The 20,888-nt window shown below is 61.7% G+C and carries 16 protein-coding genes; 4 read left to right on the top strand and 12 right to left on the bottom strand.

What is annotated here, in order from left to right:
* Position 1: 1 nt before the first annotated feature.
* From addB to trxA, 3 genes are all read left to right on the top strand, one after another.
* A complete protein-coding gene (gene addB / locus GA0061100_RS13900) occupies positions 2 to 3,193 on the top strand; it encodes a double-strand break repair protein AddB (RefSeq protein WP_075853321.1) in 3,192 nt (1,063 codons plus the stop codon).
* The gene (addA, locus tag GA0061100_RS13905; RefSeq protein ID WP_075853322.1) at positions 3,186 to 6,752 is read left to right on the top strand and encodes a double-strand break repair helicase AddA; all 3,567 of its coding nucleotides are present in this window, start codon (positions 3,186 to 3,188) and stop codon (positions 6,750 to 6,752) included. The genes addB and addA overlap by 8 nt, the downstream gene beginning before the upstream one ends.
* Before the next feature lie 75 nt (positions 6,753 to 6,827).
* A complete protein-coding gene (trxA, locus tag GA0061100_RS13910; RefSeq protein ID WP_015338194.1) occupies positions 6,828 to 7,148 on the top strand; it encodes a thioredoxin in 321 nt (106 codons plus the stop codon).
* Positions 7,149 to 7,408: 260 nt separating this feature from the next.
* On the opposite strand, the gene GA0061100_RS13915 is transcribed toward trxA, so the two are convergent.
* From GA0061100_RS13915 to GA0061100_RS13945, 7 genes are all read right to left on the bottom strand, one after another.
* Entirely contained in the window at positions 7,409 to 8,737 is a 1,329-nt protein-coding gene (locus GA0061100_RS13915; protein ID WP_208621544.1) for a bifunctional folylpolyglutamate synthase/dihydrofolate synthase, read from the bottom strand.
* Between the two features lie 56 nt (positions 8,738 to 8,793).
* Positions 8,794 to 9,705, bottom strand: a complete 912-nt coding sequence (gene accD / locus GA0061100_RS13920; RefSeq protein WP_075853324.1) for an acetyl-CoA carboxylase, carboxyltransferase subunit beta — start codon at positions 9,703 to 9,705, stop codon at positions 8,794 to 8,796.
* 107 nt (positions 9,706 to 9,812) lie between these two features.
* A complete protein-coding gene (gene trpA, locus GA0061100_RS13925; RefSeq protein WP_075853325.1) occupies positions 9,813 to 10,652 on the bottom strand; it encodes a tryptophan synthase subunit alpha in 840 nt (279 codons plus the stop codon).
* 10 nt (positions 10,653 to 10,662) lie between these two features.
* The gene (gene trpB / locus GA0061100_RS13930) at positions 10,663 to 11,877 is read right to left on the bottom strand and encodes a tryptophan synthase subunit beta (protein ID WP_075853326.1); all 1,215 of its coding nucleotides are present in this window, start codon (positions 11,875 to 11,877) and stop codon (positions 10,663 to 10,665) included.
* Entirely contained in the window at positions 11,874 to 12,548 is a 675-nt protein-coding gene (locus GA0061100_RS13935) for a phosphoribosylanthranilate isomerase (protein WP_075853327.1), read from the bottom strand. Before GA0061100_RS13935 ends, trpB begins: the two co-directional genes overlap by 4 nt.
* Before the next feature lie 111 nt (positions 12,549 to 12,659).
* Positions 12,660 to 13,661 carry an NADP-dependent oxidoreductase gene (locus tag GA0061100_RS13940; RefSeq protein ID WP_075853328.1) on the bottom strand — a complete coding sequence of 334 codons (1,002 nt, stop codon included), beginning with the start codon at positions 13,659 to 13,661 and terminating at the stop codon, positions 12,660 to 12,662.
* 40 nt (positions 13,662 to 13,701) lie between these two features.
* A complete protein-coding gene (locus GA0061100_RS13945) occupies positions 13,702 to 14,517 on the bottom strand; it encodes an oxidoreductase (RefSeq protein WP_075853329.1) in 816 nt (271 codons plus the stop codon).
* 89 nt (positions 14,518 to 14,606) lie between these two features.
* Here GA0061100_RS13945 and GA0061100_RS13950 point away from each other — a divergent pair, with 89 nt between their 5' ends.
* Positions 14,607 to 15,038, top strand: coding sequence for a winged helix-turn-helix transcriptional regulator (locus GA0061100_RS13950; RefSeq protein ID WP_075853330.1), 432 nt, complete (start codon positions 14,607 to 14,609; stop codon positions 15,036 to 15,038).
* A gap of 107 nt (positions 15,039 to 15,145) precedes the next feature.
* On the opposite strand, the gene GA0061100_RS13955 is transcribed toward GA0061100_RS13950, so the two are convergent.
* The 5 genes from GA0061100_RS13955 to GA0061100_RS13980 form a co-directional block, all read right to left on the bottom strand.
* A complete protein-coding gene (locus tag GA0061100_RS13955) occupies positions 15,146 to 15,907 on the bottom strand; it encodes a M48 family metallopeptidase (protein WP_075853331.1) in 762 nt (253 codons plus the stop codon).
* A gap of 202 nt (positions 15,908 to 16,109) precedes the next feature.
* A complete protein-coding gene (locus GA0061100_RS13965; RefSeq protein WP_075853333.1) occupies positions 16,110 to 16,550 on the bottom strand; it encodes a DUF2852 domain-containing protein in 441 nt (146 codons plus the stop codon).
* 334 nt (positions 16,551 to 16,884) lie between these two features.
* The gene (locus GA0061100_RS13970) at positions 16,885 to 18,162 is read right to left on the bottom strand and encodes a polyhydroxyalkanoate depolymerase (protein WP_075853334.1); all 1,278 of its coding nucleotides are present in this window, start codon (positions 18,160 to 18,162) and stop codon (positions 16,885 to 16,887) included.
* A gap of 298 nt (positions 18,163 to 18,460) precedes the next feature.
* A complete protein-coding gene (locus GA0061100_RS13975; protein ID WP_075853335.1) occupies positions 18,461 to 19,303 on the bottom strand; it encodes a fumarylacetoacetate hydrolase family protein in 843 nt (280 codons plus the stop codon).
* Between the two features lie 149 nt (positions 19,304 to 19,452).
* Complete coding sequence (locus GA0061100_RS13980; protein ID WP_075853336.1) at positions 19,453 to 20,871, bottom strand: pyridoxal phosphate-dependent decarboxylase family protein; 1,419 nt, start codon at positions 20,869 to 20,871, stop codon at positions 19,453 to 19,455.
* Positions 20,872 to 20,888: the final 17 nt, after the last annotated feature.

A 20,888-nucleotide genomic window follows, 5' to 3' on the forward strand; every position in this document is an offset into this window, starting at 1 on the left:
TATGGCGGGCGGACACCGGCAGCGCATCCTGACGATTCCGGCGGGCCTGCCCTTTCTGAAGACCCTTGCGGCGGCGCTCTGCGACGGGCGGCTGACCGAGCGTTTCCGCCACGATCCGGACGACCCGCTGTCGCTCGCCAAGGTCAGCATCTTCCTGCCGACGCGACGTGCTGCCCGCGTGCTGCGCTCGGAATTCGTCGAGTTGCTTGGCGGCCGCTCCGCCATCCTGCCGGTCATTCGTCCGCTCGGCGAGACCGATGACGATAGCGGCTATTTCGAGGAAGCCTTGCCCGAAACGGCCGATCTGGCGCAGCCGCTTGCCAATACCGCCCGTCTCCTGGAACTGGCGCGACTGATCCTCGCCTGGCGCAACAAGCTGCCGCAGATCGTGCGCGACATTCATTCCGATTCGCCGCTGGTGGCGCCTGCAAGCCCGGCGGATGCCATCTGGCTCGCACGCAATCTCGCCGAACTCATCGATTCCCTTGAAACCGAGGATCGCGAGTGGAGCGAGCTTGCCAATCTCAGCGCTGAAGACCATGCGCTCTGGTGGCAGCTGACAGCGGAATTTCTGCGCATTGCCAGCAGCTTCTGGCCGGCGCGCCTCGAGGAGCTCGGCAAATCCTCGCCCGCCCGTAACCGCAATGCCGTCCTGCGCGCCGAAGTGCAGCGGATATCGACCATGCGGCATCCCGGCCCCGTCATCATTGCTGGCTCGACCGGTTCCGTGCCCGCGACGGCGGAGCTGATCGCCGCCGTTGCCGCCCTGCCGCAAGGCGTGATCGTGCTGCCCGGTCTCGATCTTGCTATGCCGGAGGAGGATTGGCAGCTCGTGGCGCCGGAGACATCCATCGGCGAAAGAGTAGACCCGACCACGCGCAGCCATCCGCAATATGGTCTTTCGCTGCTCCTGAAGCGGTTGCGCGTCACGCGGCGCGATGTCGAGCCCATCGCGGATGCGGCTGAAGTCATGCAGATGCGGGCGCAGATCCTGTCGCGCGCGCTGGCACCGGCCAAGGCGACGAGCGGCTGGGGAAAATGGCGCAAGACGCTCGCTCCCGATGCGATAGCTGACGCATTCGCCGATGTAGCGCTGATCGAAGCGGCCAACGAGCGCGAAGAGGCAACGGCGATCGCCATCGCCCTACGGCTGGCGCTGGAGAAGCCCGGCCGCAACGGTGGCGAAAGCCAAGCGGCCCTGATCACGCCCGATCGCAATCTCGCCCGGCGCGTGACTGCCGAGCTTGCCCGCTTCGGCATCACCGCCGACGATTCGGCCGGCACGCCGCTCAACGCCACGCCGCAAGGCACGCTGCTGCAATTGCTGCTGGAGGCGTCCCTTCGCCCCGGCGATCCCGTTGCCGTCGTGGCGCTGCTGAAACACCCCCTCGCCTCGTTCGGCCTGCCTGCGGAAACCCACCGGCCGGGCGTCGATGCGCTGGAGATCCTGGCGCTCAGGGGCGGCGTCGCCAATGTCGATATTGGCGGGCTGGAAGCTCTGCTCGATGAGCGCGTGGCCGAGCAGGCCAATGACCGCCATGCGCCGCAGTGGCGCAAAGCGCTGCCGCCTGAGGCGATCGAGCATGCACGCGCCCTGGCCCGGCGCGTGACGGTAGCATGCGAGCCGCTGGTATCGGCACTTTCCCTGCCGACTTCAGAGGGGCTGCTGACCCTTTCGGACTGGGCCGAGCGTACGGGCCGTGCGCTGGAAGCCGCGGCCGTCGACGAACGTGGCAGCCTTGCGGGCCTCTGGTCGGGCGAGGCCGGGGATACGCTTGCCAGCCTGCTCCGGGATGTCATCGAGACCGACGGCCAGCTTGAAGCCGATGGCGTGCAGTGGATCGATATCATGGCGGCGCTCTGCGTGGGCCAGGCGGTGAAACCGCGGGCACTCAGCCATCCCCGCCTCTTCATCTTCGGCACGCTGGAGGCTCGCCTGCAGAGTGTCGATACGCTGATCCTCGGCGGCTTGAACGAAGGCTCATGGCCGGGGCAGACGGCGAACAACCCCTTCATTTCCCGCAGCATGAAGACGGAGATCGGCCTGGAGCCGCCGGAGCGCCGCATCGGCCAGCTCGCACACGACTTCGAGATGGCGAACGGCACGCGCGACCTGATTTATTCCCGCGCCCTGCGCCAGGGCTCGACGCCAACGGTCGCCTCGCGCTGGCTGCAGCGCCTGATCGCCCTCGGCGGCGAGGCGCTGGAGGACGCCATGAAGCTCCGCGGCGACCAGTATCGCCATTGGGCCGCAATGATCGACGAGGGTGAAAACCAGGCGCCGGCGCTGCGCCCCGCGCCAAAACCGCCCGTGGAATTGCAGCCGAAGAGCTACTCCTTCAGCGAAGTGGGCCGGCTGCGGCGCGATCCCTATTCGATCTATGCCCGGCGCGTGCTGCGGCTCGATCCAGTCGATCCGTTCAACCGCGACCCCGGCCCGGCCGAGCGCGGCACGCTCTACCACAAGATCATCGATCGCTTCGTCCGCGAGGGGCATAGGGCCGGAACGCCGGATGCGGCGCTGGCCATGGATCGGATCATTGCCGATCTCTTCGATGCGGAGCGGCTGCCCGTGCATATCGACAGCGTCTGGCGGCCGCGGTTCCGCGAAGTGGCGCGGGCTTTCCTTGCCTGGGAAGCGGAGCGGCGCGCCGAAGTGCGCCAAACGGCAACGGAAGTGCCGGCTGGCGTCGAGATCGAGCCGATCGGCATCCGCCTCACAGGCGTTGCCGACCGCATCGACATCAAGAGTGACAAGGGCGCCGACCTCATCGATTACAAGACCGGCTACAACCCCTCGCCGCCACAGGCACGCGCGATGCTCGACCCACAGCTGGCACTGGAGGCCTATGCGCTGAGGGCTGGCGCCTTCCGCAATATCGGCGCGCTGGTTCCGGAAAACCTGCTTTACGTCCGGCTGCGGCCCGGTGACCGCTTCAAGGTCGACCAGGTCAACAACGAACACTCCAGCCGCGGCGGCAAGACGGAAACGAAGTCGGCTATGGATCTCGCGCAGGAATCGATGGATCAACTCGTCAAGTTCGTCTCGCTGCTGCAATCAGGCGAAAAGGGCTTTTCCTCACGGCTGATCCCCGCCCAGCAGTTCGAATATGGCGGCGATTACGATCACCTCGCCCGCGTCTCGGAATGGTCGACGGCCGAAACCGAGCAGGAAGGCGGCGGCGATGAGTGATTTTTCCGCCGACGACATCGCTACTCTGCCGGAAAGCGACGATCCCGGCGTCTGGATCAGCTGGACGACCATCCAGCAATCGATCGCCTCCGACCCCGAACGCTCGGCCTGGGTCTCGGCCAATGCCGGCTCCGGCAAGACGCATGTGCTGACGCAGCGTGTCATCCGCCTGCTGCTATCGGGCGCGCGCCCTTCGGCCATCCTTTGCCTCACCTATACCAAGGCTGCGGCATCCGAAATGTCGAACCGCGTCTTCGACCGGCTGGCAGCCTGGGCGACGATGCCGGACGAAGAGCTGAAGACGCGCATTGCCGATATCGAAGGCAGGGAGCCGGATCTCTTCAAGCTTGCCGAGGCGCGCCGGCTCTTTGCCAAGGCGTTGGAAACGCCGGGCGGGCTGAAGATCCAGACCATCCATGCCTTCTGTGAAGCCCTGCTGCATCAATTCCCGCTCGAGGCCAACGTTGCCGGGCATTTCTCCGTTCTCGACGATCGGGCGGCCGAAGTCCTGCTCGACGATGCACGCCGTGCGCTGCTGACCTCGACGACGCCCCATGGCGATGCCGAACTGGCGCGGGCCTTCGACTTTGTGCTCGACCTCGGCGACGAATCCGGGCTCGAGACGCTGCTCGGCGATATCGTCGCCAATCGCAATGCTATCAGGCGTTTTACCGAAGGTGCCGAGCGCAAGGGCGGCATCGAGGCCGCGTTGCTTGCTCGGCTTGGCCTTTCGCCCGGCGAGACGGAAACGAGCATTGCGGAGCAATACTGGCCGCTGCCGGGCCTCTCCGGCGCGACGCTGGAGCTTTACCTCAGACTCGCCGACGATAAGGGCGGCGCCAAGGCCCAGGAGGTGGCTTACGCACTACGCCTTGCCAAGCGCGAGACAGATCCGATCGCGCGCGCCGAAATCCTCGAAAGAGCCGTGCTGACCGCCAAGGGCGAACCGAAGTCGGACAGCCAGTTCTTCGTCAAGGCGATGCTTGCGGATGCGCCGGCACTGGCCGATGCCGTGGCTGAAGCGCGCGCCCATGTCGTTGCCTGCCGCGACCGGCTGAAGCTGATGCGGATGTATCGCGCCACGCATGCCGCCCTCATCCTCGCCGATCGCCTGAACCGCGACTATGAGGAGCTGAAGAAGCGGCGCAGCCAGCTCGATTTCGAAGACCTCATCACCCGCACGGCCGATCTTCTGACCAAGAAGGATGTCGGACCGTGGATTCACTACAAGCTGGATCAGGGCATCGACCACATTCTGGTGGACGAGGCGCAGGATACCAGCCCGATCCAGTGGAGCGTCATCCAGTCGCTGGCGGAGGATTTCTTCTCCGGTGACAGCGCCCGGCCGACACTGCGCACGATCTTTGCCGTCGGCGACGAGAAGCAGTCGATCTATTCGTTCCAGGGCGCCCGTCCCGAGCGCTTTTCCGAGGAGAGCGACCGCACGCGGCGACGCGTGGCGGCGAGCGGCCAGCAATTCTCGTCGATCCGGCTGCCCCTCTCCTTCCGCTCGACGGCCGATGTGCTCGGCGCGGTCGACCATGTCTTCACCAGCCCGGAGAATGCCCGGGGCCTCAGCGCCGTCAACGAACCCGTGGTGCATCGCTCCAGCCGTATCGGCCATCCCGGCGCCGTCGATCTCTGGGAGATGATCGCGCCGGAACCGGCGGCCAAGGAGGAGGATTGGACGGCACCTTTCGATTCGACGCCGGAAAGTGCGCCCGCCGCCATTCTGGCACGGCGGATGGCGCACATGATCGGCAATCTCGTTGGCCGGGAAAAGATCATCGAGAAGGGCAAGGCCCGTTTCATCGAGGCCGGCGACATTCTGGTGCTGGTGCGCAAGCGCGACAGCTTCGTCAACGCGCTGACCCGCGCCCTGAAGCGACGTGGCAACATTCCCGTCGCCGGCGCCGACAGATTGGTGCTGACCAGCCATATCGCCATTCAGGATCTTCTGGCGCTCGGCCGCTTCCTGCTGCTGCCGGAGGACGATCTTTCGCTTTGTGCCCTGCTGAAGAGCCCCTTGTTCGACCTCAGCGAAGAGGATGTCTTTGCCGTTGCGGCCTATCGCGCCGACGAAGAAAGTGTCTGGGGGCAACTGCAGACCTTTGCAAAGGATGGCCATGAGCGCTTCAGTCAGGTGGTCGAACGCCTGAGAACCTTCCTTGCTATGTCGAAGAGCCTTCCGGTCCACGATTTCTATGCGCGCGTGCTCGGCAGCTTCGGCGGCAGACGGCAGTTTCTGGCGCGGCTCGGCACCGAGGTCAGCGATATCCTCGACGAATTCCTGACCTTCACGCTCGATCACGAGACGAGCGGCCTGCCCGGCCTGCAATCCTTCATCTCGACGCTGGAACTGGAAGCGCCGACGGTCAAGCGCGAGCAGGACAAGGGCCGCAACGAAGTGCGGATTATGACGGTGCATGCCTCGAAGGGGCTGGAGGCACCGATCGTCTTCCTCGTCGATGGCGGCGGCAAGGCTTTCACCCACACGCATCTGCCGAAGATGCGGCTGATCGAAACCAGAGGAGATGAGATCCCGCTGCCGGTCTGGGTTCCGGTCTCGGCCCTTGCCAATTCGCTGACGCAGGCCGATACCGCGCGACTGCAGGCGCTAGCGGAGGAAGAATATCGCCGCCTGCTCTATGTCGGCATGACGCGCGCCGCCGATAGGCTGATCATCTGCGGCTATCGCGGCATCCGCGAAAATGCCGATACCTGGCACGCCATGATTTCCGCAGCGTTGCGTGGGGATGAGCTGCACTGCGCACAGAAGACCTTCACCGGACCTGACGGCGACTGGGAGGGGTTGAGCTGGCGGGTTGCCCAGGTCCAGCTCGAATTCGAGACCGCTAGGGAGCATGAAAAGCGTTCCGAGCGCGTTGGTCTGCCTGACAGTCTCCATCGGCCGCTGCCGCCGCAAAAAAGCCTGCCGCGGCCGCTCAGCCCATCCGGCGTCGGCACCGTCATCGATGAGGAAGCCGACGATCTGCTGGTGACTTCAGCGCTCTTCGGCGAGAAAGCCAAGTCGGATCGCGCCCTGCAAAAGGGCCGCTTCGTCCACCGGATGCTGCAGACCTTGCCCGAGATCGCACCGGAGGAGCGCGCCGATGCCGCCCGACGCTATGCCGAGCGCGCCGCGCGCTTCTGGCCGCAGGCCGAACGGGATGCACTGATCCATTCCGTCATGGCGCTACTGTCGCATCCGGATCTGCAGGGCACGTTCAGCACCCACGCGCAGGCGGAAGTCTCGATCATGGGCACGCTGAAGCTCGGCAGCCAGTCCTATGCCGTCTCCGGCCGCATCGACCGGCTCGCAGTGCTGGACGATCGCGTGGTCGTCCTCGACTACAAGACGAATCGCGTGCCGCCTGGCGAGGAACGCACCATTCCCTTCGCCCACCGCGCCCAGCTGGCGATCTACCGTGAGATCCTTTCGCCGCTCTATCCGGGAAAACGCGTCGACTGCATGCTGGTCTATACCGAAAATGCCTCGATCCATACGCTGTCCGACCAGGCACTCGCATTGGCGCTTGCGGAGCTCAAGACAAAGTGAAATACCAAATATTGAAATTTGGGCACCGCACCATCACATATCTAGCAACCCGCAAATTCTGGTAAGGAGCAGCCTATGGCTACCGTTAAAGTCGATACCTCCAACTTCGCCACCGAAGTGCTGCAGTCTGCAGAGCCTGTCGTCGTTGATTTCTGGGCCGAATGGTGCGGTCCGTGCAAGATGATCGCCCCGGCTCTGGAAGAACTCGCCGTGCAGTTCGAAGGCAAGGTCAAGGTCGCCAAGCTCAATATCGACGAAAACCCGGAACTGGCCGCCCAGTTCGGCGTTCGCTCGATCCCGACGCTTGCCATGTTCAAGGCCGGCGAAGTCGCTGACATCAAGGTCGGTGCCGCCCCCAAGACGGCCCTGCAGAACTGGATCTCCAGCGCAGCCTGATCGGTATCGATCGCATGAGACAAAAAAGCCCCGCTTCGGTGGGGCTTTTTTGTTGGTTGGAGAGCACGGTCATCCTCGCCCTTCAAGGCTTCTCACCCCAGCAACCGTGTCGTGTTTGCGCTTGCCACATGACCGCCCGATCCTTCGACGAGCTCAGGATAAGGGCGGAGCAAGTTGAGAGCCAGATAAGGGAGCAGCCCTCATGGTGAGGAGGCCCGCAGGGCCGTCTCCAACCACGAGGGCGGGTGGTGAACAGCGACTTACCGCGGCGGCGTGCCGTTGTCTGCAAGAACATCGCCGACGAGATAAAGCGAACCGCCGATCAGAATGCGTGGGGCCGGCACATTCGGCACCGCTTGAGCCTTGATCGCATCCAAAGCCTCAACAACGCTGGACATCGGCTCGGCGATGAGGCCGGCATCATAGGCGGCATTCGCCAGAATGACCGGATCGGTCATGGCATCGCTGCCGCGGATCGGCACGCAATAGACCTTCTCCGCAAGACCGGCAAAGGCCTGGAAATATCCCACAGGGTCCTTGGTATTGATCATACCGATGATCAGGAACAGCGGCCGCGGCTGTCGCTCCTCAAAATTGGCCATAGCCTCGGCGATGACTTCGCCGGCGCCGGGATTATGACCGCCATCGACCCAGATCTCGGCGCGCTCGGGCGCATGCTGCATCAGCTCGCCTTCTGTCAGCCGCTGCAGGCGCCCCGGCCATTCGACCGAGGTCATCGCCTTTTCCATCATCGTTTCGGTGACGACGAAACCGGCGGCCTTGACCGCACGGATGGCGGCGGCGGCATTGCCATATTGGTGGCGACCCGGCAGGCGCGGCAGCGGCAGGTCGGCAAGACCAAACTCGTCCTGATAGACCAGCTTGCCATATTCCTCATGGGCCGAAAAATCCTGACCAAAGACGGCGGTCGGGCAACGGAGCCGCTCGGCCGTCGAGATCAGCACGTCAAGTGCTGCATCATATTCCTGATGGCCGATGACGACCGGATGGCCCGGCTTCATGATGCCGGCCTTTTCGGCCGCGATCAGTTCGACGCGATCGCCGAGATAGGGCTGATGATCGAGCGAAATCGGCATGATGACCGATGCGGCCGGATCGGAAAGGACGTTGGTGGCGTCGAAGCGACCGCCAAGGCCGACCTCGATCACGGCAATATCGGCCGGATGCTCGGCAAAGAGAAGGAAGGTCGCGGCCGTCAAAATTTCAAAGACGGTGATCTTCTGTCCGTCATTGGCCTTGGCGATGCGCCTCAGCACATCGGCAAACACGGCATCGTCGACGAGCTTGCCGCGACCACCCTTGACGCCGATGCGATAGCGCTCATGCCAATTGACGAGGTGCGGCGAGGCGTGGACATGTACGCTGTAGCCGCCGGCTTCGAGCAGCGCGCGGCAGAAGGCCGTGACGGAGCCCTTGCCATTGGTGCCGGCGACATGGATCACCGGCGGCAATTTCTGATGAGGATTGCCAAGGACGTCGAGCAGCCGGGTTATTCTCTCCAGAGAAAGATCGAAGCCCTTGGGGTGCAACCCCATGAGCTTCTCGATCTCGCGTGCTGCCTCGCTCATTGCGGACTGGTCCATAGACGTCATCCCGCACCTCCGCCCATCGGCAATCTATAATGTCAGGCGCTCGCTGCCACCGGCAGTGCAGCGCCATTCTTGCTCTTGGCCGACACATCGTTTGCCGGCGCCTTGGTCAGGATCTTCAGAAGCGTCGCCAGGGTGTCCGGAATGTCGTGACGCTTGACGACCATGTCCACCATGCCGTGCTCCAGCAGATATTCCGAGGTCTGGAAGCCCTCGGGAAGCTTTTCGCGCAGCGTCTGCTCGATCACGCGTTTGCCGGCAAAGCCGATTTCAGCGCCGGGTTCGGCCAGATGAATGTCACCCAGCATGGCATAGGAGGCCGTGACGCCGCCGGTGGTCGGGTTGGTCAGAACCACGACGTAGGGCTGGCCTGCTTCCTTCAGCATGTCGACGGCAACGGTCGTGCGCGGCAGCTGCATCAGCGACAGGATACCTTCCTGCATGCGGGCGCCGCCCGAGGCCGGGAACATGACCAGCGGACATTTCTCGGCGATGGCACGCTCGAAGGCCTTCACGATGGCTTCGCCGGCGGCCATGCCGAGCGAGCCGCCGATGAAGTTGAACTCATGCACGACGGCGACGAGCTTCAACCCGCGAACCTTGCCGATGCCGGAAAGGATCGTGTCTTCCTGCTCGGTCTTGATGCGGCTGTCCTTGAGGCGATCGATGTATTTCTTCGAATCGCGAAATTTCAACGGATCCTGCGCGACCTTCGGCTGCGGCAAGGCTTCATATTCGCCGTTGTCGAAAAGATCGGCAAGGCGAGCCTTGGCCGGCATCTTCATATGGAAACCGGAAGCGGGGATGACCCACTTGTTGCCTTCCAGATCCTTGTGGAAGACCATCTCGCCCGTTTCCGGGCACTTGATCCAGAGATTCTCCGGAACCTCGCGACGGCCCAGCATGGAATTGATCCGCGGGCGGACGTAGTTCGTGATCCAGTTCAATTCGAAACTCCTAATCGACGAATGTATCGATAACCCAGTCGCCACCAAATGCCCATAGGCCTTTTCCTCAATCCGCAGAGGATTGATTGCTGGCCTATATGGGTAAACTATTCGGCGGCAACAAGGCGGGCGGAACGGGTGCCTGTCGACAGGCCGCGCACCAGGGTCGCAACCGCCTGGATGGTGTCTGGCGTCGCCTTGCCATCCTTGCTGAGGCTGGTCGCGATCTGGTTGACGATGGCAGTGCCGACGACAACGCCATCGGCCGCAGCGCCGATCAGCTTGGCATGCTCGGCCGTCTTGACGCCGAAACCGACGCAAACCGGCAGTTCGGTATGCTGCTTGATGCGCTTGACAGCGCCTGAAACCAGCGATGGATCCGGCAGCGCCGAACCGGTGATGCCGTTCATCGAGACGTAATAGACGAAACCCGTCGTGTTCTTCAAAACCGTCGGCAGGCGCTTGTCGTCGGTGGTCGGCGTTGCCAGACGGATGAAGTTGATGCCCTTGCGGATGGCCGGAATGCAAAGCTCGTCGTCCATTTCCGGCGGCAGGTCGACGACAATGAGGCCGTCGATGCCGGCGGCGATCGCATCGTCCAGGAACTTTTCGACGCCGTAGATGTAGATCGGATTGTAATAGCCCATCATGACGATCGGCGTATCCGCATCGACTTTACGGAAATCGGCCGCGAGCTGCAGCGTCTTCTTCAGCGTCTGGCCGGCCTTCAGGGCGCGCTGGCCGGCAAGCTGGATCGCCGGGCCGTCGGCCATGGGATCGGAAAAGGGCATGCCGAGCTCGATGACGTCGGCGCCGGCTTCCGGTAGCGCCTTCATGATGCCGAGCGAAGTCTCGTAATCGGGATCGCCACCCATGAAATAGGTGACGAGTGCCGGGCGGCCTTCAGCCTTCAGAGCGGCGAAGCGTTTGTCCATACGTGCGGTCATGGCGTCTAACTCACATTCCCAGAATCTTGCCGACGGTGAAGATGTCCTTGTCACCACGGCCGGAGAGGTTCATCAGGATGATCTCGTCCTTGCCCATCTTCGGGGCGCGCTTGATCACCTCGGCGAGCGCATGGCTCGGCTCGAGCGCCGGAATGATGCCTTCGAGGCGCGTCAACGTCTGGAAGGCTTCCAGAGCCTCGTGGTCCATGATCGGAACATATTCGGCGCGGCCGATATCGTTCAGCCAGGAATGTTCCGGACCGATGCCGGGATAGTCGAGGCCGGCCGAAATGGAATGACCTTCCTTGATCTGGCCGTCGCCGTCCTGCAGCAGGTAGGTGCGATTGCCATGCAGCACGCCGGGCGAACCGGCGGTGATGGAGGCGCAATGCTCGTCACCTTGCAGACCCTTGCCGCCAGCTTCGACGCCGACGATCTTGACGCCCTCGTCATCGAGGAAGGGATGGAAGATGCCAATGGCGTTCGAGCCGCCGCCGACGGCCGCAACGACGAGATCCGGCAGGCGGCCTTCGGCCTCCAGGATCTGCGCGCGGGCTTCGGTGCCGATCACGGCCTGAAAATCGCGGACCATTTCCGGATAGGGATGCGGACCGGCAGCCGTGCCGATCAGGTAATAGGTGTCGTCGACATTGGTAACCCAGTCGCGCAGCGCTTCGTTCATCGCATCCTTGAGCGTGCCGCTGCCGGCCGTCACCGGGATGACCTCTGCGCCCAGCAGCTTCATGCGGAAGACGTTCGGCGCCTGGCGCTCGACATCAGTCGCACCCATGTAGACGACGCAGGGAAGGCCGAAGCGGGCGGCGACGGTCGCAGAGGCGACGCCATGCTGGCCGGCACCGGTTTCAGCGATGATGCGGGTCTTGCCCATGCGCTTGGCGAGCAGGATCTGGCCAATGCAATTGTTGATCTTGTGCGAGCCGGTGTGGTTCAGCTCTTCGCGCTTGAAATAGATCTTCGCGCCGCCAAGCTCGGCCGTGAGGCGCTCGGCGAAATAAAGCGGGCTCGGGCGGCCAATATAGTGCGTGCCGAGAGACTTCAGCTCCGCCTGGAAGGCCGGATCGTCCTTCGCCTTTGCCCATTCCTCCTGCAGGTCCAGGATCAGCGGCATGAGCGTTTCGGCAACGAAACGACCGCCGTAAATGCCGAAACGGCCATCCTCATCGGGGCCGGAGCGGAAGGAATTAGGTTTAGGCGTCTGGTTCACTTTCTACTCCCTGCTGCCGGTTCCGGCAGGCATGCTTCTGCAAAAGCGTCGAAAAACTGGTCGATCTTGCCGAGATCCTTCACACCGGGTGCACTTTCAAGCGCGGAGGAAAGATCGATACCGCTGGCCTTGGTGGAAGCCAGCGCCTCGGCGACATTGTCCTTGTTGACGCCGCCCGACAGCATGTAATCCACGCTATCGTCGAGCCAGCTCATCAGGCTCCAATCGAAGGATACGCCGTTTCCGCCCGGCAGCACAGAACCGGCGGGCGGCTTGGCATCGAAGAGGAAGCGGTCGGCAATGCCGATATAGGATTCCACCCGCTTCAGGTCATCGGCCTCGCGCACCGACATGGCCTTCATGACGGGGACATTATAGACCGCTTTGATGGTGAGCACACGCTCCGGGCTTTCGTTGCCATGGAGCTGCAGCATATCCGGCTTCACCAGCGACATGATCTCATCGAGATCGTCATTGGTGGGATTGACCGTGACGGCAACGATCTTCGCCTTGCCGCGGGCGCGCTCGGCCAGCTGGCCGGCGAGATCCGGCTCGATATAGCGCGGGCTCTTTTCAAAGAAGATAAAGCCGATATGGGTGGCGCCGCGCTCAAGAGCACGATCCACCGCTTCCGGCGTCTTCAGACCACAAATTTTGACATCGGGGTTCATGGCAGCGGAGTGACACGAAATTTCGAAAGAGTCGAGCCTAAAGGCGACGATCGAGCGCGCTTTTTAGGCCTGTGACCCACTCAACGACCCTTTGAAACAACGGTTCGCTCTTTACTTCACGGCAATCACGACCTTGCCCTTGGCGCGGCCGGTCTCGACATAAGCCAGCGCCTCATTCGTGTTCTGGAACGGGAAGACCCGATCAACGACCGCTCTTATGGCTCCTGCCTCTATCAACGAGGTGATCTCGCCGAGTTGTCCGCCGTTCGCGGTCATGAAGAGGAACGAATAGCTGACGCCGTGGCGTTTTGACTTTCTCCGGATACCGGAGCTCAGCAGGGCCATGAGCTGCTGAAACAACCATCCCGAACCGTTCTGCCTGGCAAATGCAGCATCCGGCGGACCGGAGATCGAGATGAGCTTCCCACCCGGCTTCAGGACGCGAAGCGATTTCTCCAGCGTTTCCTTGCCTAGACTGTTCAGCACGACATCATATCCCTGTAGGGTGTTTTCGAAGTCGTCCTTCTTGTAGTCTACGACGACATCGGCTCCGAGACTTCTGACGAGATTGATATTGGCTGTGCTCGTCGTCGTCGCCACGTATGCCCCCATATGCTTGGCGAGCTGGATGGCAATTGCACCGACACCGCCGGAGCCGGCGTGGATAAGAACCTTCTGTCCCTTCTTCAATTTCGCTCGTTCGACAAGCGCCTGCCAGGCAGTCAACGCGACCAGCGGCAGTGACGCCGCCTCTTCCATCGTCAGATTCTTAGGCTTCATCGCCACGTCGGCCTCGTTCATCGCAATGAACTCTGCGAAGGTTCCGATACGATCCTGCGCCGGTCGTGCATAGACTTCGTCACCTGGCTTGAAGCGACGAACCTTGGACCCGACCCGGACCACGACGCCGGCTACATCGTTGCCGAGAATGAGCGGGAGGCGATATGGCAGGATAAGCTTGAACTCACCGTCTCTGATCTTGGCGTCCAGCGGGTTCACGCTTGTGGCATGAATCTGGACCAGGACATCATGTTCACGCAATTCCGGCTCGGGTACTTCGCCAAGTTGTAGAGTACCGCCTTTTGCATAGCGATCGATCAGGAATGCCTTCATGAGTCGTGACTTTCTTCCTTTGAAGTTGCGGTGGCGGAGGTCAAGCGGGAAGCCTGCTGAATTTGCGGAGGCTCTTGTCGACGAATGACTCCGGCAGGAACCGGCGCAGGAAGCGAACCTGTCTTGCCGCCTTGCCTGCAGTATAGCGCCTCTTGGGCGAAACAGCGTTGGCGGCTTTGACCACTATGTCGGCCACCACCTCCGGCGCGTCCCCCGTCTCGACAATCTCACGCATCAGCTTCTCGGCATCAGCGCGCGCTGCGTCGTACGGCGGCAGCGGTCGATCTGGCCGCGTGATATTCTCTTCGAAGGACGTACGGGTGACACCCGGTTCAATGAGAACGACGCGGATGCCCTGCGTGCGGACTTCGTGGTCGAGGGATTCGGAATAGCCTTCAATCGCATGCTTGGTCGACGCGTAGAGGGCGTTGAAGGGAGCGGGAATCAGCCCGAGAATGGAGCTCATATTGATAATTCTGCCCTTCCGCTGCCGTCTCATCACAGGCAGGATTGCATTCGTCATGCGCAGGACTCCAAAGACATTCACATCGAAGAGAGCCTTTGCCTGCAATGGGGAGGACTCCTCCGCGCCGCCAAGCAATCCAATCCCTGCATTGTTGACGAGCAGATCGATCCGTCCAGCCTGGACCAGTATGTCATCGACTGCCGTCTGCACGGATTTTTCGTCGGTGACGTCGCAGACTAGCATCGTCACGCCGTCCGGTGCGGCAACCATCGGCTTCCGGCTGGTTCCAAACACCCTATATCCATCGCGCCGCAACGCCTGCGCAGTCGCCAGCCCAATACCGGAAGAGGCGCCCGTGACCAGGGCGACGCCGCGTTCTGTCTTGCTCATCGGTTTCAGCTTTCACTTTGGCATGGAACATCGATGAGCATTCTGTTACTATCAAATCAATAGTAAGTCACTATCAAAAAGATATCGACATGAAGAATCTTTCAAACCAGCCGTGCCTGATCGCCCGCAGCCTCGCATTGGTGGGCGATGCGTGGAGCATGCTGATCATGCGGGACGCCCACGCGGGGCTCACTCGCTTCGACGATTTTCGCAAGAGTCTTGGCATCGCGCCGACGATGCTGACGGCGCGGCTGGCTGCGCTTACGGAAGATGGCTTGCTGGAGAAGCGACGCTACTCGGAGCGGCCTCCGCGCGATGAATACGTGCTGACGGAAGCTGGCCGGGACTTCCTGCCCGTGTTGTTCGCGATCGGTGCGTGGGGGCGAAAGCACCGCAACGCGGACGGTGTAACCCGTTTCTTTGACGCCGAAACTGGAACCGAGATCGATGCCGTCACAATCGACCGCGCGACCGGTGCTCTCATCGGAACACGTCCGATCCGCATCGTCGCACCGGAATGACTGCCCGTTAGATAGTAGCCACACTTGGCGGAAAGCTGCGGTCGGTTACCGAACGGCGGAATATCCGAAACGACTTTCAAATACCGTCGTCGGTCCAAACAGCCTGCTCAATCGAAGTCGATCGCATGCAGCTGGCTGCCGTGGCGCTTCAGCCAGGCCTTGGCCTCGTCCATGTCGGGGCAGAGCTTGCGACAGAGCGCCCAGAAGCGCGGGCCGTGGTTCATTTCGCGCAAATGCGCGACTTCGTGGGCGGCGAGGTAGTCGATGACCAGTGGCGGCGCCATGACGATGCGCCAGGAAAAACTCAAGTTCCCCTGCGAGGAGCAGGAGCCCCAGCGGCTGCGGGTATCCTTCATGGTGATGGAAGTCACAGTGGCGCGGATGGACTTGGCATGCACCGCCACGAGTTTTTCCAGATCGGCGCGGGCCTCCTTCTTGAGGAAGGTCGCGATGCGGCGGCCGGCATGCTCCGGCAGGCCGCTGACGCGCAGCACCGGAACACCCTCGACGACGACGGTTTCGGTAAGACCGCGCAGGGTGCCGGTATGCGCGATGCGATGGCGCACGCCACGCAGGAGGATTTCGCTGCCACCGCGCAGGCTGTTGTCGGCCGTGAATTTCGCGAGCTTGGTCAGAAGCCAGCCCTGGTGCCGGTCGAGAAAGGCATTGACCTCGCGGGCGGCAAGGCCGCGCGGAATGGTCATCTTCAGCGATCGTCCGCCGGGCTCGATCCTGAGCGTAATACGGGTCGCGCGCTCGTGCTGGCGGATCGTCAGCGGCATCAGCCGGCCGGCGACATCGAGGGTGCGCGTTTCCGGCGCGGCCAACTTGGCCTGCGGTTTGCGGGATCTGGAGAGCAGCGGAAACATGAAGGCAGTTTTATATGATTCGCCAAAGCGCGTCGCAATCTTTCAGATTTGCTCCTTGCGCTTTGGTCCACGATTTTCTCATGTCGTTATCGCAAAACCGCTGCGCACTTTTGCGCGACTTGCTTTGCGGATTCTGGCAAAGGAAAACCGGCATCATCCGATGCCGGTTTTGACTATATGATGCGGTTGTTCTCACAGCCCATCACGGAGTCTGGAATTCGGTCGGCGAGCCGCCATTGTCATTGCGCTTGACGCTGTTGCGCTCGCGCATGAAGCGGTCGAACTCTTCCTGATCCTTGGCACGGCGAAGCTCGCGGGCATAGGCGTCGAACTCGGCGCGCATTTCGTCCAGCTTGCGGCGTTCCTGCTCGAGACGCTCAAGCTCTGCCCGGCGCCAGTCGTCGAAGGCGACATTGCCGGTGGAGGAATAGGAATGGCGATGACGATTGCGATGACGTCCGCAGCCAGCAAACATGCCGTCGGTCCTTTCGTTTACATCCCGTTTGAAATCCCGCAGACGTTCTCCGAAGAGAATATAGGCGAGCATGGCAAAGCCCAGCGGCCAGAAGACCACGAAGCCTAACACCATGAGGGCAATAGTAGCCGGAGTCCAATCCGGGCGAAGCAATGCAGATTGGTTCATTGTCAGGTATCCTCGCACGGCGCATCGGCCCATCGACCGATAGCGATCGATGGAAAGGCTTCTGCGCGGTTTTTAAAGCTCTACCTGCATCTCAGCGCGTTCCAAGGGCGCGCGGCGCGGTAAACGGCCCGATCTTTGCGGTACCGCTGGAATCGAGATGGTAACCTCTTCGTGAGGCTTCAATGGTCCCGGCAGACTGAATCGGACAAGTATTTGAATCTGCGTGAATAATTCAACAAAAGCTAATAGTTTGCGCTGGCGGGAATTTGGCTTGCGCAGGCACGATGGGGGCTTTGACCGCCATCATGCCTTGCTTCTGGTCTTTTGAATGGCCTCAGGCGGACTTGCCGCCCTTGATGACCCGCTTGACGACAGAGCGACCGGTACGGGCATGTTCGCGCGTGAAGGCCAGGATGCGCGGGGCGATCTCGCGGCGGAAGCGCGAGCCGTTGAAGACGCCGTAATGGCCGACATCCGGCTGCAGATAGTGCATGCGCATATGGTCGGGAATATTGGTGCAGATGGTCTGCGCCGCATGCGTCTGGCCGACGCCGGAGATATCGTCGTTCTCGCCTTCGACGGTCAAAAGCGCGATGTTGCGGATGGCCGAGGGATCAACGCGCTCACCGCGATGCATGAGCTCGCCCTTGGGCAAGGCATGCTTGATGAAGACCTGGTCGACGGTCTGCAGATAGAATTCCGCCGTCAGATCCATGACGGCCAGATATTCGTCGTAGAAATCACGGTGCTTTTCGGCCGGCTCGCCGTCATTCTTGACGAGATGCACAAAGAAATCCTTGTGAGCGATCATGTGGCGATCGAGGTTCATCGACATGAAGCCGGAAAGCTGCAGGAAACCGGGATAGACCGGACGCATGAAGCCCGGCTGCGGCCAGGGCACATTCATGACGACATTGTCGGCAAACCATTCCAGCGGTTTGTCCTTGGCAAGCTGGTTGACTGCCGTCGGATTGATGCGGGTGTCGATCGGACCGCCCATCAGCGTCATCGACGAGGGCGCCAGGCGATCCCCCGCCGCTTCCATCACGGCAGCTGCGGCCAGAACCGGCACCGAGGGCTGACAGACAGCAACAACATGCGTATCCGGGCCGAGATGATGCAGCATCTCGATGACGTAATCGATATAATCTTCCAGATCGAAGGTACCCTCGGTCATCGGCACCATGCGGGCATCGATCCAGTCGGTGATGTAGACGTCGGCGCCCGGCAGCAGCGCTTCCACCGTGCCGCGCAGCAGCGTCGCATAGTGGCCCGACATCGGCGCGACGATGAGGATACGCGGATCGGCGCTATGGCCAGCGGGCAGGCTGCGCTCGAAATGGATGAGATTGCAGAAGGGCTTCTTCCAGACGATCTTTTCATGCACCGAGACCGTCTTGCCCTCGATCTGCGTCTGATGAAGGCCGAATTCCGGCTTGCCATAGCGTCTGGTCGTGCGCTCGAAAACTTCGAGACTTGCCGTCAAGGTACGGCCAAACACGGTATGCGAGAGGGGATTAAGCGGATTGGCATAGGCCAGGCGCATCATGTCTGCCGCAGCGCGAAAGGGGGCGAGAGCGGCATGATTAAGTTCGTAAAACTGATAAAACATGGGGGCTTTACCTCTTGTGATGCGGGCATGAGACCACGCAGATCACCTAAATCATTGAAACGCACGCGCCTTGCGTGTCGCTTGCCTTCGCTGCAGCACTTCTCCAGTCGCGCCATGCAGCGGGATGATCGCGGCTCCTCTGTGCGCTTCATCCTTTAAGTCTTACTATTCAGCCTAGCAGCTTTTGTTGCAGAGCAACATAACGACTGCCGATTCTTCCTATAAAAAACGCCGGAGAATCGCTTCTCCGGCATCAACAATGATCTCAAAAAGTTAAAGTTCCTGAGCTTCGCACGCCTTACGCGTCAGCCAAGAAGGTCTGCTTCTGGGCGCCCAGGCCTTCCATGCCGAGCTCGACGACATCGCCCGGCTTCAGGTACTGCGGCGGCTTCATGCCCATGCCGACACCCGGAGGCGTGCCGGTGGAGATAACGTCACCCGGATGCAGCGACATGAACTGGCTGAGATAGGAGACGAGATAAGCGACGCCATAGACCATGGTCTTGGTCGAGCCGTTCTGCATCATCTTGCCGTTGACCTTGAGCCACATGCCGAGGTTCTGCGGATCGGCGATCTCGTCCTTGGTGACGAGCCAGGGGCCGATCGGGCCGAAGGTGTCGCAGGACTTGCCCTTGGTCCACTGTCCCGAACGCTCGGTCTGGAAGGCGCGTTCGGAGACATCGTGGGAGACGCAGTAACCCGCCACATAGTCGAGAGCGTCGGCTTCGCTGACATATTTCGCCGTCTTGCCGATGACGACGCCGAGTTCGACTTCCCAATCGGTCTTTTCAGAGCCGCGCGGGATCAGCACATTGTCGTTCGGGCCAACGATTGCAGAGCTTGCCTTCATGAAGATGATCGGCTCCGGCGGCACGGTGGCGCCGGTTTCGGCGGCGTGGTCGGAGAAATTCAGGCCGATGCAGATGAACTTGCCGGTGCCGGCAACGCAGGCGCCGAGGCGGCCTTCCGCCAGCTCGGGCAGGCTCTTCGGATCGAGGGCTGCGATCTTTGCCAGGCCCGCGGGCGAAATGGCTTCGCCGCCGATATCGGCAACGTGGGCGGAGAGATCGCGGATCTTGCCGTCGCTATCCAGAAGCGCCGGCTTTTCCTTGCCGACTTCGCCAACACGCAACAGTTTCATGGATTTTCCTTCCCTGCGTTTTCAAAGACGAGATTGCTTTTAAGACAAAAGTGCCGGCACCATATATGAACGAGTTATTCACCAGTGTCACCAATCGATTTTGCAGAGCCTAGCATGGCTCAGCCCTTCGCGCTGGAAAAACAGCTTTTCTAACCCGGGGATAATGATCTCGCGATTTCGACGATGACGTCGAAAGCCGTGTCGATATCATCAGCTGTCGCCTCGAACTGGCCGGCCTGAAAGCGAATGACCAGCCGACCGGAAACGCGGGTCTGCGTCAGGTAGATGCGCCCGTCATTGTTGATCGCGTTCAGCAGGCGCTGCGTGTGGCTTTCCTGGTTGACGCCCTCGGGCGCCTTGTGATCGAAGGAAAACAGCGACAGGAACGGCTCGGTGACGATTTCAAAATCCGGCTCCGCCGCAAGACGCCTGGCCAGATTCTGTGACCAGGAAACATGGTTGCGGATCATCGTGCGCAAACCTTCCAGGCCGTGATAGCGCAGCAGGAACCAGAGTTTCAGCGCGCGGAAGCGACGGCCGAGCGGCACCGACCATTCCGAATAGTTGATGATGCCGTCATGGCCGTGGGTGCGCAGATATTCCGGCTGTATCGCCAGCGTGCGGACCAGCGTCTCCGGCTCGCGCACGAACTGGACGGAGCAATCGAATTGCGCGCCAAGCCATTTATGGGGGTTGAAGACAATGGAATCGGCCTGCTCGACGCCGTGCCACAGGGTGCGGAATTCCGGGCAAATCATTGCCGAACCCGCCCAAGCGGCATCGACATGCACATAGAGCCCGTGCGCATGCGCCACTTCGACGACGGCGGCGATATCGTCGCAGGCGCCGACGCTGGTGCCGCCGACGCAGGCAATAACGCCGGCGGGCAGCAACCCGGCAGCAAGATCGCGCTCGATCGCCGCGGCTAGAGCCTTCGGATCCATGGCCTTGTTGGGACCGCCAGAGGGTATGCGCACCAGATTTTCTTCGCCGACGCCGGCAATCCAGATGGCGCGGTCGATCGACGTGTGGACCTGATCGGTGGAGTAGATGCGCACCGCCTTGTTGCCGGCGAGCCCGCTCCTGTTGCCCTGCCAGTTCAGCGCTCTCTCGCGCATGACAAGAACGGCGGCGAGAGTCGCGGTCGACGCGGAATCCTGAATGACGCCGGTGAAGGTTTCCGGCAGGCCGAGTGCCTGGCGCAGCCAGTCGACGACCTTCGTTTCAAGCTCGGTGGCGGAGGGCGAAGTCTGCCAGAGCATGCATTGCGCAGCGATGGCGCTGACCAGATATTCGGCCACGACCGAGACCGGAGCGGCATTGGCGGGGAAATAAGCAAAAAAGCGCGGATGTTGCCAATGCGTCATGCCGGGAACAAGGATATCCTCAAAATCCTTGAAGATATCCTCCATGGCTTCGCCTGTTACCGGCGGGGAATCGGCGATGTGTGCGGCGATCTCACCCGGCGCCATCTTCGCCCGGACCGGCCTGTCACGAAGCGACGCGCGATAATCCGCGCCCCAATGCGCCGCCTTCTCCGACCACTGCCGGAACTCTTCCCAATTCATGACGGTCCTCCCTAATC

The organism is Martinezella hainanensis, assembly GCF_900094555.1.
Taxonomy (GTDB): Bacteria; Pseudomonadota; Alphaproteobacteria; order Rhizobiales; family Rhizobiaceae; genus Rhizobium; species Rhizobium hainanense.